This window comes from Novipirellula rosea (genome assembly GCF_039541335.1).
Lineage (GTDB): Bacteria > Planctomycetota > Planctomycetia > Pirellulales > Pirellulaceae > Novipirellula > Novipirellula rosea.
This window is the reverse complement of record NZ_BAABGA010000037.1, coordinates 34,551-50,772: the sequence shown is the minus strand read 5'-3', so window position 1 is coordinate 50,772 and position 16,222 is coordinate 34,551. Positions and strand designations below refer to the sequence as shown.

The following is a 16,222-nucleotide window of genomic DNA, read 5'->3' as shown; positions in this document are numbered from 1 at the left end:
TCTCCACCGACGAAGTTGATGGAGAGGTGGCAGAAAACCTGCGCAACTAAAAATCACGAAAACACGAAAGTGATAACAGTCTAGGCGGCCTCGACCACCTCGGCGACCACGAAGTTGTCTCGAGGTTGCGAAAAACCGCATGTGAGCCACGCTCGCCTCGATGAATTACCGAAAGTCCTGGCGACTTTCGCTACGTCCGGAAGTCAATTCATTCGAAAAACGATACAATCGCGGCCATGATTGCCGCACTACTTTTTGTCACCTGTCTGCTGTTGGTCGGAGTCGCTCTGCGAATCCGATTTGGAATTTTCCAGTGGCTTTATATCCCTGCATCCGTGATCGCGGGAATGCTCGGATTGGCCGTGATCCAGCTTGCGCCTGCATCCGTGGGCAGCACCACCACAGCGATTGCTGCCACGTTAAGCGATTGGCCGAACCTGCTAATCGCAGTCGTGTTTGCCGGCATGCTGCTAGAACGCAAGCCTGCAGAACATCGGGAAAACGCAAGCAACGTGGGCCGCGAAGCACTGATGGTTTGGATCATCGTGCTCGGCCAGACCGCGTGCGGATTGCTTGCCACATGGATCTTCATCCAACCTTTTTATGATCTTCCCAATTCGTTCGGAATGCTGATCGAAACCGGTTTCGCTGGAGGTCACGGTACCGCTGCGGCGATGGGCGAGGTGTTCGCACACGAATCGATCGCACTGGCCGGCGGCAGAGACCTGGGCATTCTGATGGCCACCGTGGGACTTGTTTACGGAGTGGTCAGCGGGATTGGATGGATCAATCTTGGTGCCCGGCGAGGATGGTTTCCGACAAACCGCTTGGACAATTTGGATAAAGACACTCCGCGGCTCGATTCGGTTACCAGCGACGCTGCCTCGCCGCCGCCCCGCGTTCCGATCGGCTACGCAACCATTCGCGGTGAAACGCTCGACCCGCTGCTACTGCAAGCTCTGTGGTTGATGGCTGCGTTTGGCATTGGGATGGCGATGCAGCAAGCGGTGCTGATGGCCGCTGCGGCGGCGGATGGCTGGTTTGCCAGCGACACGCTTCGCGACGCCGCCAACCAACAGTTGTCCACTCGCTTGTCGCTTTCGCGAATTCTCGATTTCCCGCTGTTCATCTACACCTTGTTCGGCGGGCTGATCGTTCGCCGCTGCACTCGGATGTTGGGATGTGAAGATCGGATCGATAGCGATTCGATTGGCAGGATCTCGTCCGCGGCGATGGACGTGTTGGTGGTCGCCGCGATTGCGTCGCTGAACATTGCCGCGGTGGCAACGATGATCGTTCCCTTTTCGATCCTGGCGGTTGTCGGAGCGATCTGGACCGGCGTCTGTTTGCTGGTGATTTCACGCTGGGTGCTACCGCGAGACCACTGGTTTGAACTCGGCTTGATCAATTACGGGATGTCGACCGGCGTGACCGCGACCGGGTTTGTTCTGCTACGTCTTGTCGATCCCGACTTGGATACCGACGCCGCGGAAAATTATGCACTCGCGGCACCGCTTTCCGCCCCCTTTGTCGGAGGCGGAATGTTGACGATCGGATTGCCGCTGCTGGTGCTCGAGCGAGTCCCACTGGGCATCACGTCGCTGGTCGCCGTGGGAATCGTGATCGCGATGATTGTCGTGGGACGTCGCTGGCAACAAACCGCTACGGTTTGACCATCCCCAAACGCGTGAGCCAAGTCTGACACAAACTTGGCCACTGGTTCGCGCCGTCAACTTTCTTGGCCAACCCTAGCCCGTGGGCTCCGTCATTGAACAAGTGCATTTCGACTGGCACTTTGTGATCGACACAAGCTCGGTAATACAGCAGACTGTTTTCCACGGGCACTGCGGTGTCTTTGGCAGTGTGAAACAAAAATGTCGGCGGTGTATTCTCGCTGACCTGTGTCGGTGTGTCCAGCGAAGCCAGCAAAGCGGGATCGGGATTGTCACCCAGCAAATTACGCTGACTTCCCTTGTGGGTGTGCGGCTTACCAAGCGACAGCACCGCGTAACACAAGATACTAAAGTCAGGCCGCGAGGAAACGCGTTGCACCGGATCGGCGGACGACGGATCCGCATCGGCAAAGTGAGTCGAGACGGTGGAACAGAGATGGCCGCCAGCAGAAAAACCGATCACGCCAATACGATTGGGGTCGATGTTCAATTCTTTGGCGCGAGCCCGCAGCGTTTGGATGGCCCGCTGAGCGTCCTGCATCGGTGCTGGGTGTCCGTATCCCTTGCCATCGTTACCCTTGCCACGCAAGCGGTAGGTGCAAATCGCCGAAGACATTCCCATCGAATGAAACCAAGCCGCGAACTCATACCCCTCGTGTCCCATCGCGTGGCCGCCGTACCCTCCGCCGGGCAGGATCACGACCGCGGCAGTAGGAGAATCTGAATCGGCTTTGGTGATGATCAATTCAGGCACATCGCCCACTCCCGTCAACGTAACGCCCGGGATCCCATCAGGCCAAAGCGGTTCGGTAGTATTGGCGGGCTGCTGGGCGGAAAGGACGGAGGCGTTTGCCAAGGCAAGGCAAACAAGAGCTGTGGGCAGCAATGCATGAAGCGAGAACAGGATGGGTTTCACAATCAATCTTTCTTGCAAAAAAGGAGGGGGGATCAGGGGGAGGTGGAAAGGCAGGGGAGGACAGGGAGCACTTGGATCTCCTTCCCGTACTCAAATCACCCATCGTTTCCAAACGCTCACTATGGTATCCACGATCGCGTCGAATTGCGAACCACTCCGCCCCTGATGCGTTAAAAACGCCCGCCGAGTGAAAAAAGGAATGACGTCGGTTCGGCGTTGGCGGTTCGGCGTTGGCGGTGGTCTGTTCGGCAAAGGTATTGGTTAGGTAGGATAGGTCCGCCCCCGAACACTCGCTTGCCTCGACTCTTGCCACCCAAAGTCCAATTCCCGATGTCCACTGCCGCCGAAGAACAATGGAGCCCACCGCATCACAACAGCGGGCTGGGATGGCGATTGGCGACGTGGTGGATCATTTTGCGAACCGCACTCGAGGAGCGTTTGGTTTACCGAGGCGACTTTGCCCTCGGAACGCTGATGCGGTTTCTGCCGATCATCACGCAAATTTTCCTGTGGTATGCCGTGTTTGATTCGATCGAATCGAGCAAGAGCGGCGAAGAGGTCACGATCGGCAAGTTTGGCTTCAAAGAAATTATCGCCTATTACTTGCTGACGATGGTCGCACGGGCTTTTTCCAGCATGCCCAATTTGGCGTCCGGAATTGCGCAGCAGATTCGCGACGGCGAGATCAAACGTTATCTGATTCAACCGATTGACTTGATCGGTTTCCTGTTGCTGACCCGAATCGCGCACAAGTTGACTTATTACGTTGTCGCAATCGCCCCGTTTGCGTTGGTCTTTTTTCTGTGCCGCGGTTATTTCGTCGAGGGTTGGCCGTCGCTGCCCGTGTTCGCCGCATTCGCCGCGTCGCTGATCATGGGTTTCTTGATCGGCTTCTTCATGGAAGCTTCGATCGGCATGATTGGGTTTTGGTTTCTCGAGGTTTCATCGCTGCTGTTTGTGTTCATGTTGTTTAGTTTCTTTTTATCGGGACACATGTTTCCGTTAACGCTGTTGCCCGACGGCATTGAACCGTTCGTCCAGTTTTTGCCTTTCAAGTATTTGGCCTATTTTCCGGCAGCAATTTTCCTAGGCAAAGTGGAGCCCGAGACGTTGCCAATGGAATTGGGAATTCAATTCGCTTGGCTGGTCTTTTTTATTGTCGTGTGCCGGTTCGCCTATTCACGTGGCATGAAACGTTACAGCGGATACGGAGGCTAGGCGAATGGCAGACAAAATCGCTGACGAATCCCCTAAAATCGCGCCGAACTACTGGAAAGTGTTCCTGACGTTTGCTCGCAATTCGCTGGTGCGTGACATGACGTTCCGCATGAACTTCTTTTTGCAATGCATCAGCAGTGTCGGCTGGACGTTGATGAACGTCGGCTTCTACATGATCATTTTCCAGTACACCAATACAATTGGCGAAGGATCAGGCTGGGACCGTGACAAGTTCTTTGTCTTTCTCGCGACCACTTGGTTTGTCAATAGCTTGGTACAAGCGTTTTTCATGCCCAATGCGGAAGAATTCAGCGAACTGATTCGTACCGGCGGATTGGATTTTGCGCTGTTAAAACCGATCGATACTCAATTCCTGATCTCGTTCCGGCGAATCGACTGGAGCGCATTATCGAATTTCGCAGCCGGCTTGGTGATCTTGGTCGCGGCTCTCTATTCGTTGGCAACGCGTGAAGTCAATCCGATGGTTCCCACGTTATTGTCGGCGGTGCTGTACGTCGTGTTTATCGGCTGCGGCGTGGCGATTATGTACAGTTTGATGATCTCGCTGAGTGCGACGAGCATTTGGTTGGGCCGCAATCAAACGCTCTATAATTTCTGGTTCTACATCACCAACTTCAGCCGCTATCCGATGGAAATTTACAACCGCGGCTGGGGCACCCCGCTGTACGGATTCTTTACGTTTGTGATCCCCGTCTTGTTGGTGGTCAATGTGCCGGCACGGTTGTTGGCCAAACCGATCCAGCCACGAACCGATTGGGAGTCGATGCTGGTGGTGTGGGCCGTCGGGGCGACGGTGCTGAGCGTGCTGCTGAGCCGGTGGGTGTTTAAGAAGGCTCTTTTGAGCTACCGCAGCGCCAGCTCGTAAGCCGGAGGGGCTTCCAAATCGGCGGCCCGCCCCCAGAAAGGCCCGCCCCCAGACAGGCCCGTTGCCAATTTCGCCCATCCTGACTACCAATACGGTATGCCTATCGAGCCAAGCCGCAGCCGTTTTTCCAGTTACCGCGAAAAAATTCGCCAGCGCAATTCGCGTGCCAAGACCCCCGAGAGCCATTCCTATCATGGTTCAGGTCGAAGTGCCCGAAAACTCGGAACACGCGAGCGAGGTTTCTGGGAGCTGTTTCGCGAATTCATTCGCTTAATCAGCAGCTACCATCGGCAAATCGCGGGGGCGATCGCGCTGCTGACCGTTGGCATCGTGCTGCGGTTGATCCCACCGGTCGGCACGAAATTGGCCATCGACTCGGCACTTTCCACGCCTCGCAAACCGCTGCCGGATTGGACTGCGGGGCTGGGTTTGCCGACCGAGCCGTTTTCATTGCTATTGGCGATCGCCGGCATCGTGACGGTGGTCACCATCCTGGCGACGATCGCCCACTTATCGAGCCGCTGGATCGCAACCAAATCGGTCAATCAGGCCCAAGTCGGAATCCGCCGGCGCGTGTTTGATCACGCGATCCGATTGCCGCTGCAAAACGTTTACGACATGAAGAGCGGCGGCGTGGCGAGCCTGATTCGCGAAGACGCTGGCGGGGTCGCCGAATTGATCTTTAGCATCCTGTACAACCCGTGGCGGGCGATCGTTCAATTCATCGGCAGTCTCGTGATCCTGATGCTGGTCGATTGGAAATTGATGCTCGGCGGACTGCTGTTGCTGCCCGTGGTGTGGGTCACGCATCGCACCTGGATCAACCGAATCCGGCCGCTCTATAAAGACATCCGTATGCAGCGGCAAAAGATCGATGCCGGCGCGACCGAGACATTTGGTGGCATCCGAGTGGTGCGAACGTTCGCACGAAGCCGTAGTGAATCCTCGCGGTTTGTTCGCGAAGGAAGCTTTCTAGTGCGTCAGCAACTCTTTACGTGGTGGTGGACACGGATTATTGAGACCGTTTGGGAAGTCATCATCCCATTGGCATCGACCGGATTATTGCTGTACGGCGGCTACCAAATCATCCAGGCCGAGTTGACACTCGGTGACCTGATGATGTTCTTGGTTTATTTGACGATGTTGTTGGACCCGCTCGCCACCTTGGCGGGCAGTGCGGTCGGTTTTCAGAATAATCTTGCGGGACTTGACCGGGTGCTGGATGTCTTGGAGATCGAAGAAGAACTGCCCAGTCGCGCCGAAGCGGTCACGCTTGATCGCAATCGTGTCGAAGGAAGAATCTCGATCACCAACGTCTCGTTCTCGTACCCTGGGTCCGAAACTCAGGTGCTTAGCGACATCACGCTCGAGGTGGCTGCGGGCGAAACCGTGGCCCTGGTTGGACGCAGCGGAGCGGGCAAGACAACGCTGACTAACTTGATCGCTCGATTCTATGATCCCGACTCGGGTTCGATTCAGATTGATGGTCGTGATTTGAAAGACATCCAGCTCGAAAGCTATCGCCGATTGCTGGGGATCGTCGAACAAGATGTCTTTATGTTCGACGGCACGATCCGCGAGAACATTGCCTACGCAAGACGCAACGCAACCGATTCGCAGATCGCCGAAGCGGCACGGGCTGCTGCGGCGGACGAGTTTATTAACGCGTTACCCAAGGGCTACGATTCGATCATCGGCGAACGAGGCGTCAAGCTTTCGGGGGGCCAACGTCAGCGATTGGCCATCGCTCGGGCGATCTTGGCCGATCCTCGGATCTTGATCCTCGACGAAGCGACCAGCAATTTGGATAGCGAAAGCGAGCGACTGATTCAGCACAGTCTGGCCGATCTGCTGAAGGGACGCACGGCGTTTGTGATCGCTCACCGCTTGAGCACGATTGTGGGAGCCGACAAGATCGTCGTGCTCGAAGATGGCCGGATCGCTGACGTGGGAACCCACGAGCAATTGCTCAGCCGAGTCGGTCATTATCGCGACATGATCTACCTGCAGATGAACGAAACGCTTCCGGCAATCTCGTCATCTTGATTTCCGTGCGTAAAACGGCAGTCCCGCTGCGGCAAAAATGAACTAAGATACAGTGACGCAAGGTCGTGATCGTTTCTTGCGGCCCTCATCCCTAAGTTCATTTCGCCTCTTGCTCGCCATATTCTGCACATGAAGATCAAATGTCCCGCCTGTTCTGCGGTCTTGAATATTCCGGAATCCGCTGCGGGAAAAGTCGTTAAATGCCCCTGTGGAAAGCAATTACGAGCCCCCGGCGGGGCCGCAAAACCGGTCGCCACAGCAGCGGCACGCCCGGCAGCGGCGGCGAACCCCAACCGTGCTCCGGCACCACAGCGTCCTGTCACGCAACGTCCCGCACCGCAGCCGGCCGGTCCATCGATGGGCGATTTTGATCCGGCGATGTTTGACGAACTGACCGACGACGACTTGAAACAACCGGTACTCGCCGTATCACGCCCTGGGGTCGCTCCTGGGCCAGCCCCAGGTGGTGGTGGCGGTGGCAGCGTGAACCCCTACGCGGTAGGTGCTGGCGGAGCGATGCCTTCGCGAGGCAGCGGCAATATCGCCAGCATCGGGAAACGAATTAGCGGCGCTTTGATTGATGGTTTATTCAATGGAGTCGGATTCTTCTTGGCGATGGTATTGGTCGTCGCTTTGGCTCCTGCAGCTGAAGGTGCCGGTGAACAAGCCGCAGCAGGAATCGGACTGATCTTATTGATGGCCTGCGCTTTCATCATGTCGGTCCCGTTCATCATCAACATGGTGCTGATTTCGATGTCAGGGCAAAGCCTAGGCAAAAAGCTTGTAAAAACGCGAATTGTGGACAAACAAACCGGCGTCCAAGTTGGCTTTTTGCAAGGAGTGCTCGTACGAAACATTGGTTTCGGCGCCATCACTGCGATCCCCATGATCGGCGGCTTCATTGGGTTGGCCGACGTGTTTTATCTGTTCACACAGGATCACGAAACCTTGCACGACAAACTCGCAAAGACTGTCGTGGTCGACGCCTAATTGCCGATCACGCCTAACTCTGCCACCGTCGCAAAGTCGCGTCCGTCCTGTTCCGATGTCGCTCGCAGCAAGACGTAACGGCCCTTGACCGGCTCACACGGAATCGTCTGTGGCGTTCGCGTCTTGGCGAGCTCGGCTTTGACAACAGGGTCGGCGAAATGGTCCGCAGAATCGCTGACACTGAACTCGATGTTCTTGATCGCACCGTTCCAACCGCCGTCTTGTCGAGCTAGATAAACAAAGCCTTCGATACGGTACACCGCGCCTAAATCGATCACCAATTCATGAGGCGGCGGCGTGATGCCACCACTGAACTTGGTATGCCACAGCGTTTCGGGATCGCCATCGATGGCATTGCCAGCGAATTTGCGGTTTCCGGCATTCTCGCTGCTAAATCGAACCACGCTCCAATCCTTATTAGATAACATCCCCTTGGTTGGCATCGTGATCGTGGATTTATTTTTGCGAGTCTTCTTCACAGGCGGCTTGCCCCCAAATTTCGCCGCGCGATCACGCTCGTGTAGCTCCCTGGACTCGAACGTTCCTTCGACCACCGGTGTATGAGCTTGTTCGGCAAAGCCTTTTAGCTTGGCAAGCATGCTTGGGTTCGCCTCGGCAAGGTTCATCGACTCGCTGACCTCGCGCTCCAGATCGTACAGCTCCCAGTCACCCTCTTTTTTCGGTTGAATTGCTTTCCAGTTCCCCATCCGAACGGCGGTCTGACCTCCGATTTCCCAATACAAATACTCGTGTTTCGTCTGCGGGTGTCCCGCCGCGGTTTCGCCGATTAATTCCGGCAGGATGCTGATCCCATCGATATCCGCCGGCGCGGTTGCGCCGGTCACCTCGGCAATCGTCGGCAAGACATCGGGAAAGTACCAAAGTAGATCGCTGACGGTGCCGGGTTCAATTTTGCCAGGCCAACGTGCAACCACAGGAATCCGCAGCCCACCTTCGTACAAGTTTCCTTTCTTGCCGCGAAACTCGACTCCGGTGGTGGGATGTTTGTTGGCTCCATGCACCCCACGTGGCTGCTCTTTTGACGCAAAGTAATCCGCACCCCCATTGTCGCCACTGAAGAACACCAACGTGTTTTCATCGAGCCCCAATTCTTTAAGCAACCCGAGAACCTCGCCTACCTGGCGATCCAGCATCGTGACCATCGCCGCGTAACGTTTCGCTTGCTCGGGCAACGCTAGGTCTTTGTAGATGGCCCACGCGGGATCGTCATCGGGAATGTCGAAAATGCCGTGCGGCGGAGTGACCGGCAGGTATGCGAAGAAAGGTTGGTCCTTGTGTTCGCGAATAAACTTCGTCGCCTCGCCCATGATCACGTAATGCGAGTAGGTGTCACCGTTGCTGTTGCCATGGTTTCCCGCCAGCGGCATTTCTTCGCTGTTCCGCAGGATGTAAGGCGGATAATACGAGTGCGCGTGGACTTGATCGTAGTAGCCCACAAACACGTCGAACCCGTGTTTCTCAGGGACTCCGGTCGATCCACGTCCTCCGCATCCCCATTTACCAAATCCGCCCGTCGCGTAGCCGAGCGGTTTTAGCATCGATGCAATCGTTTCCTCGTCCGCTCGCAGCGGCGTTCCGCCTCCGTTGGACCGCACCGACGTGTGACCACTGTGTTTTCCGGTCAAGAAACAGCAGCGAGTTGGGGCACACACGGACGACCCCGCCAAGCCTTGGGTGAAGCGAATGCCTTCGGCCGCCATGAGGTCGATATTGGGCGTTTGAATGATCGGGTTGCCCATATAGGAAGGCTCAAAATAGCCGAGTTCGTCAGCCATGATGTAGATCACGTTGGGCCGCGTCGCGGGGGTGACGGGCCGCGTCGTTTGAGCGGTCGCATGGCTGACGAACGACAGCAAGAACATTCCCATCACATGGAAACGAAGTTGGTATTGCATCGATCGGGTTCGCAAGTTGAATGGGGGAAAAGAGGGCGGGTAGAGTCGCAGTCGAGCGACTGGCGGCCAGCGACTGGACAGTCTCCTACGATACTCGATCGCCACGCACGATGCTGCGACCGATGCCACAACGCCCGTGTCCGCCGGGACCTGGAATCGACGCAATCGCCCGCGTTTGCCGAGTCACGCTCAGGCACCCTGATATCCCTGGTCCAGCTGGCCTGCGATTTGCTATAGTGGACTCTCTCGACACCCACCTCCAATCCTTCCTGCAAAGCTCGACCCTACCCATGAAGTCTATTGCCAAAGTTGCGTGCGTTTCGTTGCTCGGGGCCTCCAGTCTGCTGTTGAGCTCTTTCGCGGTCGCCGGCGATGCCGATTGGCCTCAATGGCGAGGCCCCAACCGCGATGGCCACGCTGCCCCACAAGAATTGAAAAAATCATGGGCTGACGCCGCCCCCCGGCTTCGCTGGTCATTCACCAGTGCGGGACGCGGCTACTCAGCCGTTTCGATCGTCGATGGACGACTCTATACGATGGGCTCGCATGACGAAAAGTGTTTTGCCATCTGCCTGAATGCCAAGACTGGCGAAAAGATCTGGGAAACCGAAGTCGCTCGCGGCAGCACCGACGACGACTACAACCACGGCTGGGGTGGCGGACCGCGCAGCACGCCGACCGTCGATGGCGACCAAGTCTTTGTGCTCAGCGATATCGGGCAACTCGCGGCACTTTCAAAAGCGGACGGCAAAATCCAGTGGAGCACCAATTTTGTCAGCGATCACGGCGGCAGCATCCCAAAGTGGGGCTATGCCGAATCGCCGTTGGTGGACGGCGACCGAGTCGTTGTGACGCCGGGCGAAGCCAATTTCATGGTCGCGTTTGATCGCAAGACCGGCGAAAAAGTGTGGAGCAGCCAAGGTATCAACGCCCCCGCGCAATACGTTTCGATCATCAAAGGTGACGTGGGCGGCAAGTCGTTTTATGTGACCGCCAGCAAACCAGGACTGATTGCTGTCGATACTAAATCGGGAAAGCAAGTCTTCAGCGACCCGACCACGGGAAATGATGTCGCCGTCATCCCCACCCCCGTGTTATCCGAAAATCTGCTGTATCACACCAGCGATTACGGGGCGGGCAACACGCTGCTGAAGTTAAACGCCGACGGCGAAAAGATCGCAGCCGAATCGGTTTACCACTTGGCTGGCAAATCGATGATGAACCATCACGGTGGCGTCGTGCTGCATGACGGAGTGATCTACGGATGCACCAAAGCCAACGGCGGGATGTGGTTGGCACAAGACTTGGAGAGTGGCGAAACCTTGTGGGAGCAAAAGATGCGTCCCAATCGTAGCGGATCGATCTGCTTTGCCGATGGCATGCTGTATTGCTATAACGACGAAGAAGGATCGGTCGTCTTGGTCGAGCCGAATCGCGCCGAGTGGAAGCCCAAAGGCACATTAACGCTGCCACGCGAAACCGAACTGCCACGCGACAAGGGCGCCATCTGGGCGCACCCAGTGGTCGCCGACCAGATGCTGATCATCCGCGACCAGGACTTGATCTTCGCCTTCGACATCGCCCGCTAAAGTACTTGAGCTAACGTAGTGGATCTTGCTAAAGATCCCTGCTGCAATGGTTCTTAGACAAGATCCATGACGGGAAATCACCCCTACAAACGGATCTTTAGCAAGATCCACTACGTGGGGGCGACGAAGACAGGCTGAAAGCCTATCCCCCATTTTAACGTTGGTAGATTGGCAGGTAGCCGCGATCTAATTGCAACATGATCAAGTTGCATGCGGTCACGTAGACCGGATGAATCTGGCCTTCCCAGTAACCGTCCGGTCGCTGCTCGCTGACAATGCGGTCGTACAAACGGTCGCGGAACGTCGTCCATAACTCGTCGCCTTGGCGATAGACCACTTGGCTGTAATACAAATACGTGTAATGCCAATGGCCAAACGCTCGCGTCGAATCGCTGATGTCATGCAGTGATTCCTTGGCATACGTCAACATCTCTGGAACATGCTCGCTGTCGTAATCACCGGCGTTGTACAGTGCGGCCAGTGCGGCAGCGGTAATCGCCGGCCGACTGCTCCCTTTCTGGCGGCTGCTATAGCTAATGCCGCCATCAGGGTTTTTGCACTCGTAAATGTATTCCTTCGCTTTCGTGATCACCTCGGCACTAACGGGAATCCCCGCGTTGCGGCAACCGCGAAGCCCTTGCACCTGAGTGATCGTGGTCGAGCCTTCGTCAAAATCATTTCCCTCGCGAGCCGAGACGTAGCCCCAACCACCCGCGGCGGTTTGTGCATTCCCGCTGAACTCCACCGCCTTGGTCAACACTTCGACCAATTCTTCGCGGCGATCCAACAACCCTTCCTCGCCCAGCACTTGCGACAAAAACAGCATCGAAAATCCGTGCCCGTAGGTGTAGCGGGGATCCGACTGGGGATCACCGATCAAACCGTTGTCGCGGCTCTTGCTGATCAAATAATCGGCCGCTCTGGCGATCTCTTTCGCGTACGGTCCTTGTGTGGTCGTCGATCCGCTGCCGATCATCGCCGTACCGGCCAATGCCGCAAGTGCGGTGGGATAAGCCTGCGTGTTCCACTGGCCACGCGAAGATTGCGTGCGGCTGAGCCAATTGAGCCCCTTGGTGATCGTGTCGTTCCAGCGAGGATCGCGGGCGGCGTACGCAGTACGTGAACTCGCCGCTGTGGCTCCGGCAACCGACAGAACCGCAGCAGTACGAAGCCAGTCTCGGCGTGATGTTTTTTGCGTCATGAGAATGTCGGTGACGTATTGAAGGGACAAATTCGAGATACAGCGAGTGGCGATTAGCTCACGCCCTTCATTCTAGCGATTCGGCTCGCCGCGACGAACTGCAACCTCGATTATTCGTGAAAACGGGGACGAGTGTTTGGTTTCAGGTAAAAAATTAGGGTCGGGCGAAGTGGACGAGGCAACGAGTCGATCGCAAGAAAAGATAACCCCGGGACTCGTCGCCTCGTCCACTACCCCAAAAGCGAGATGCAATAACGCACTCGATATTCGCCGAAAGTCTTGACGACTTCCGCTACGGGGAAGGGGGGATTTTTTAGGCGGGTAGGGGTACGACGAGGCGGTGCAGACCACGCTTTTGCTGGCAAACAGGGCAGAAAAACGTGCTCCGCTGGGCCTGGACCATTCGCCGAATCACGCCGTCGTAACAGCGGGGACAGGGGTCGCCGGCACGAGCGTAGACCTGATGATGGGCTTGATAGCCACCTTCGCCATTAAGCGCGTTGCGGTAGGTCCCATCCCCCAAAGTGCTGCCCTCGTACCGAATCGCTTCCTCTAAAACATGTCGCATCGCCGACTCAATTCGCTGCCACTGAGCCAATGTCAGCCGATCACAGCGAGTGCGAGGATCGATGCCGGCGAAAAAAAGCAGCTCTGCCGCATACAAATTCCCCACTCCCGCCACCACCGCTTGATCCAACAAGGCGACTTTGATCGCCCGTTGGCTCTTCCCTAATTTCGCCTTTAACTGTTCCGCCGTGATCGCCAGTGCATCGACTCCAAGCTTGGCGTCGACGAGCGTTTCGACCTGCTTGGGTGTTAACAAGCGGACGGTTCCCAGGCCACGGCGATCCCAAAACAACAACTGGTCCCCCGCAGGCCCCGTCAACGTGATCCGCAGCCGCAGATGCTCCAGCGTTGGTGGATCCGCCAACAACACCAAACCGGTCATGCGAGGTTCGATCACGACCGTTTGTGCATCCTCGATTCGCAGCATCACGCGTTTGCCGCGGCGATCGACGTCGACGATGTGTTTTCCGCGAAGCCGACGATCAAACGCATCGATTCGCGGCGTCATCAAAATCGGCTTACGCTCGCAGGGCGGCCGAATCACGGCATCAATCCGGCTGCCGACAATCGGCAACACCCCCCGGCGCATGGTTTCGACTTCGGGTAGTTCAGGCACAGATTCTCTTTTGGCACGTGATCGCTGCATTGACCATCGATTGACCTCGGGCGACAATCTTAACGAAAACTGATTGCTATTTTGAGAGCCCCCGTTCAGAGATCCTGTTTAGAGACCCAATATGAGCCTGGAAGAAGCTGCAGCCCCCCACGCCACCGCATCGGTTCCCGATATTCGCGGGCGTTTTGGTGATTTTGGCGGACGCTTTGTTCCTGAAACGCTGACCCGAGCGTTGGACCAACTCGCCGAAGAGTACGACAAGGCCAAGAAAGATCCTGAGTTTCAACGCGAATTGACGTCGCTGCTAAAGACATTCGTCGGTCGTCCCAGCCCCCTCTATCATGCTAAACGACTGACCGATTCGGTCGGCGGTGCGCAAATCTGGCTCAAACGCGAAGATCTAAACCACACCGGTGCCCACAAAATCAATAACACGATCGGGCAAGCCCTGCTGACCCTTCGCATGGGCAAAACGCGAGTGATCGCCGAAACCGGAGCGGGCCAGCATGGTGTCGCCAGCGCCACGGCATGTGCCCATTTCGGTTTGCCGTGCACCGTCTATATGGGCAGCGAAGATATTCGCCGGCAAAAACCGAACGTGTTCAGCATGAAGCTGCTCGGCGCCGAGATCTGTCCTGTCGAAAGTGGCTCCAAAACGCTTCGCGACGCTGTCAACGAAGCGATGCGAGATTGGATGGCGTCGGTCGAAAATACGCACTACATCATCGGCAGCGTGATCGGACCGCACCCCTTCCCGATGATGGTTCGCGATTTCCAATCGGTGATCGGCCGCGAAACTCGCGAACAGTGCCGCGATTCGTTTGATCGGCTTCCCGATTGTGTGGTCGCTTGTGTCGGCGGTGGCAGCAACGCAGCCGGTATGTTCTATCCATTCGTCGAAGACGATAGTGTTCGCATGGTCGGTGTCGAAGCCGGCGGACGCGGAACCGCGCCCGGCGACCATGCGTCCCCGTTGACCTACGGCAGCCCAGGTGTCCTGCACGGCAGCTTCAGCTATGTGATGCAAGACGAAGACGGCCAAACGTGCAATGTCCACTCGATGAGCGCCGGTTTGGATTACCCCGGCGTCGGTCCCGAGCACAGTTATTGGAAAGACACCAAACGAGTCGACTACTTGGAATGCACTGACGATGCGGCGATGAAGGCGTTCGACCAATTGGCACGCACCGAGGGGATCATCGCGGCCCTCGAATCGAGTCACGCAGTCGCTCGGGCGATGACGTTGGCCGCCGAGATGAAACCCGATCAACATCTCGTCGTTTGTCTGTCCGGCCGCGGTGACAAAGACGCCATGGAAATCGCCCGTCTCCGTGGCGAAACCTGGTAACCCGCTTCACCTCCTCTGACCTTCAGCGAGATTCCTGATGTTAAAACTAACCTGGCTATCCCACGCTAGCTGGTTGATTGAAACCGACGAAAATCGCATCCTGCTGGATCCCTTTTTCAGCGATAATCCCGCCGCCAAATCGACGACGGATGACCACCGGGATATCAGCCACATTCTAGTTTCCCATGGTCATTTTGATCATGTCGCCGATGTGGCGGCGATCGCTAATCGCGATGACAGTACCGTGGTGGCGATTTTCGAGATCGCCCAGTGGTTTGCGGAAAAACAGCAAGTGCAATCCACCGTTGGCATGAATTTGGGCGGCAAGACTGAGCTGCCATTTGGCACCGTCAAGATGGTTCCGGCACTGCATAGCAGCCAATTGCCCGACGGATCGTACGGCGGCAATCCTGCAGGCTTTGTTCTCGAGATCGATGGCAAACGAATCTACTTTGCCTGTGACACCGCGTTGTTTTCAGACATGCGGTTGTTCGCACACCAAGTCGATGTCGCGGTGCTGCCGATCGGAGACCTGTTCACAATGGGGATCGACGACAGCATCGAAGCGACCAACTTGATCGAGCCGAAATGCGTGCTGCCGACGCACTACAACACATGGCCTCCGATTGAACAGGACGCCGAAGCGTGGGCGAAACGGATCAGCAGCGAAACCGATGCGATCCCGGTCGTACTGAGCGTAGGCGAGAGTTTTACGGTTTAGGGTTCGGCTCGGGGCTAGAAATCAGGGTCGAGCGTAGTGTAGCGGAAGTCGTCAAGACTTTCGTCGTTATGAATGACCATTTCCTTGTCCAGGATGATCGAAACTCTTGACGCGTTCCGCTACGTAAGAAAAACGCAAAGAATCGCGGAGCGATCAGCGACATTATTCTGACGGAGCTTCTTTCTCGCGAACTTGGACGTCATCGCCGACCACTTTGACTTCGAAGCAATCGACTTTCACTCGCGGGTTGTCCTCCCACGTTCCGTCGTGAATACAGAAGCGCCATGCGTGCCAGGGGCAGGTCACGACGTCGGTTTCAGGATCGACATGACCTTCGGCCAACGACGCGCCCATATGGGGACAAAGGTCGTCGATCGCGTACCACTCCTCGCCCTTGCGAAAAATCGCGACCATCCGGCCATCCACGGGAACCGCGCGTCCGACGCCTTCTTCAAAGTCACTGACTTTACCCACCGTTTCAAAATCGCTCACGCAAATATCCTCATATTTTGTTATGGTTTCAGATTGAGCCCGA

Annotated in this window: 13 protein-coding genes; 8 read left to right on the top strand and 5 right to left on the bottom strand. The window is 56.4% G+C overall.

The features are described 5' to 3' along the window. Positions 1-236: 236 nt before the first annotated feature. Entirely contained in the window at positions 237-1,673 is a 1,437-nt protein-coding gene (locus ABD971_RS15390; protein WP_345323486.1) for a sodium/glutamate symporter, read from the top strand. Here the strand turns inward: ABD971_RS15390 and ABD971_RS15385 are convergent. Next, the gene (locus ABD971_RS15385; protein ID WP_345323485.1) at positions 1,663-2,589 is read right to left on the bottom strand and encodes an alpha/beta hydrolase; all 927 of its coding nucleotides are present in this window, start codon (positions 2,587-2,589) and stop codon (positions 1,663-1,665) included. The genes ABD971_RS15390 and ABD971_RS15385 overlap by 11 nt on opposite strands. Before the next feature lie 330 nt (positions 2,590-2,919). Here ABD971_RS15385 and ABD971_RS15380 point away from each other — a divergent pair, with 330 nt between their 5' ends. The 4 genes from ABD971_RS15380 to ABD971_RS15365 all read left to right on the top strand — a co-directional run bounded on the left by ABD971_RS15380 (position 2,920) and on the right by ABD971_RS15365 (position 7,729). Further along, on the top strand, positions 2,920-3,807 hold the full coding sequence (locus tag ABD971_RS15380; RefSeq protein ID WP_339936844.1) for an ABC transporter permease: 888 nt from the start codon (positions 2,920-2,922) through the stop codon (positions 3,805-3,807). Between the two features lie 4 nt (positions 3,808-3,811). Continuing rightward, positions 3,812-4,693, top strand: a complete 882-nt coding sequence (locus tag ABD971_RS15375) for an ABC transporter permease (protein ID WP_339936842.1) — start codon at positions 3,812-3,814, stop codon at positions 4,691-4,693. 96 nt (positions 4,694-4,789) lie between these two features. After that, the gene (locus ABD971_RS15370) at positions 4,790-6,739 is read left to right on the top strand and encodes an ABC transporter ATP-binding protein (RefSeq protein ID WP_339936840.1); all 1,950 of its coding nucleotides are present in this window, start codon (positions 4,790-4,792) and stop codon (positions 6,737-6,739) included. Positions 6,740-6,868: 129 nt separating this feature from the next. Next, the gene (locus tag ABD971_RS15365; protein WP_345323482.1) at positions 6,869-7,729 is read left to right on the top strand and encodes an RDD family protein; all 861 of its coding nucleotides are present in this window, start codon (positions 6,869-6,871) and stop codon (positions 7,727-7,729) included. Here ABD971_RS15365 and ABD971_RS15360 read toward each other — a convergent pair. Then, positions 7,726-9,645 (bottom strand): sulfatase-like hydrolase/transferase, encoded by a 1,920-nt coding sequence (locus tag ABD971_RS15360; RefSeq protein WP_345323480.1) that lies wholly within the window; start codon positions 9,643-9,645, stop codon positions 7,726-7,728. The genes ABD971_RS15365 and ABD971_RS15360 overlap by 4 nt on opposite strands. 290 nt (positions 9,646-9,935) lie before the next feature. Between ABD971_RS15360 and ABD971_RS15355 the strand changes: the two genes are divergently transcribed. Then, positions 9,936-11,234, top strand: coding sequence for a PQQ-binding-like beta-propeller repeat protein (locus ABD971_RS15355; RefSeq protein ID WP_339936834.1), 1,299 nt, complete (start codon positions 9,936-9,938; stop codon positions 11,232-11,234). Positions 11,235-11,388: 154 nt separating this feature from the next. Here the strand turns inward: ABD971_RS15355 and ABD971_RS15350 are convergent, their stop codons facing one another. Beyond that, positions 11,389-12,435 carry a prenyltransferase/squalene oxidase repeat-containing protein gene (locus tag ABD971_RS15350; protein WP_339936832.1) on the bottom strand — a complete coding sequence of 349 codons (1,047 nt, stop codon included), beginning with the start codon at positions 12,433-12,435 and terminating at the stop codon, positions 11,389-11,391. 313 nt (positions 12,436-12,748) lie between these two features. Further along, entirely contained in the window at positions 12,749-13,618 is an 870-nt protein-coding gene (mutM, locus tag ABD971_RS15345; RefSeq protein ID WP_345323477.1) for a bifunctional DNA-formamidopyrimidine glycosylase/DNA-(apurinic or apyrimidinic site) lyase, read from the bottom strand. A gap of 121 nt (positions 13,619-13,739) precedes the next feature. Between mutM and trpB the strand changes: the two genes are divergently transcribed. Both trpB and ABD971_RS15335 read left to right on the top strand, forming a co-directional pair. Then, positions 13,740-14,966, top strand: coding sequence for a tryptophan synthase subunit beta (gene trpB, locus ABD971_RS15340; RefSeq protein ID WP_339936828.1), 1,227 nt, complete (start codon positions 13,740-13,742; stop codon positions 14,964-14,966). 37 nt (positions 14,967-15,003) lie between these two features. After that, positions 15,004-15,687, top strand: a complete 684-nt coding sequence (locus ABD971_RS15335; protein ID WP_345323475.1) for a metal-dependent hydrolase — start codon at positions 15,004-15,006, stop codon at positions 15,685-15,687. A gap of 162 nt (positions 15,688-15,849) precedes the next feature. Here ABD971_RS15335 and ABD971_RS15330 read toward each other — a convergent pair whose 3' ends face one another. Next, positions 15,850-16,179 (bottom strand): Rieske (2Fe-2S) protein, encoded by a 330-nt coding sequence (locus tag ABD971_RS15330; RefSeq protein ID WP_339936824.1) that lies wholly within the window; start codon positions 16,177-16,179, stop codon positions 15,850-15,852. Between the last annotated feature and the right edge of the window lie 43 nt (positions 16,180-16,222).

What these genes read in the sequence shown, in the direction of transcription:
- ABD971_RS15355 (WP_339936834.1), top strand. Translation starts at nt 9,936, where the DNA reads ATGAAGTCTATTGCCAAAGTTGCGTGCGTTTCGTTGCTCGGGGCCTCC.
- trpB (WP_339936828.1), top strand. Translation starts at nt 13,740, where the DNA reads ATGAGCCTGGAAGAAGCTGCAGCCCCCCACGCCACCGCATCGGTTCCC.
- ABD971_RS15365 (WP_345323482.1), top strand. Translation starts at nt 6,869, where the DNA reads ATGAAGATCAAATGTCCCGCCTGTTCTGCGGTCTTGAATATTCCGGAA.
- ABD971_RS15360 (WP_345323480.1), bottom strand. Translation starts at nt 9,645, where the DNA reads ATGCAATACCAACTTCGTTTCCATGTGATGGGAATGTTCTTGCTGTCG.
- ABD971_RS15370 (WP_339936840.1), top strand. Translation starts at nt 4,790, where the DNA reads ATGCCTATCGAGCCAAGCCGCAGCCGTTTTTCCAGTTACCGCGAAAAA.
- ABD971_RS15335 (WP_345323475.1), top strand. Translation starts at nt 15,004, where the DNA reads ATGTTAAAACTAACCTGGCTATCCCACGCTAGCTGGTTGATTGAAACC.
- ABD971_RS15375 (WP_339936842.1), top strand. Translation starts at nt 3,812, where the DNA reads ATGGCAGACAAAATCGCTGACGAATCCCCTAAAATCGCGCCGAACTAC.
- ABD971_RS15350 (WP_339936832.1), bottom strand. Translation starts at nt 12,435, where the DNA reads ATGACGCAAAAAACATCACGCCGAGACTGGCTTCGTACTGCTGCGGTT.
- ABD971_RS15390 (WP_345323486.1), top strand. Translation starts at nt 237, where the DNA reads ATGATTGCCGCACTACTTTTTGTCACCTGTCTGCTGTTGGTCGGAGTC.
- ABD971_RS15380 (WP_339936844.1), top strand. Translation starts at nt 2,920, where the DNA reads ATGTCCACTGCCGCCGAAGAACAATGGAGCCCACCGCATCACAACAGC.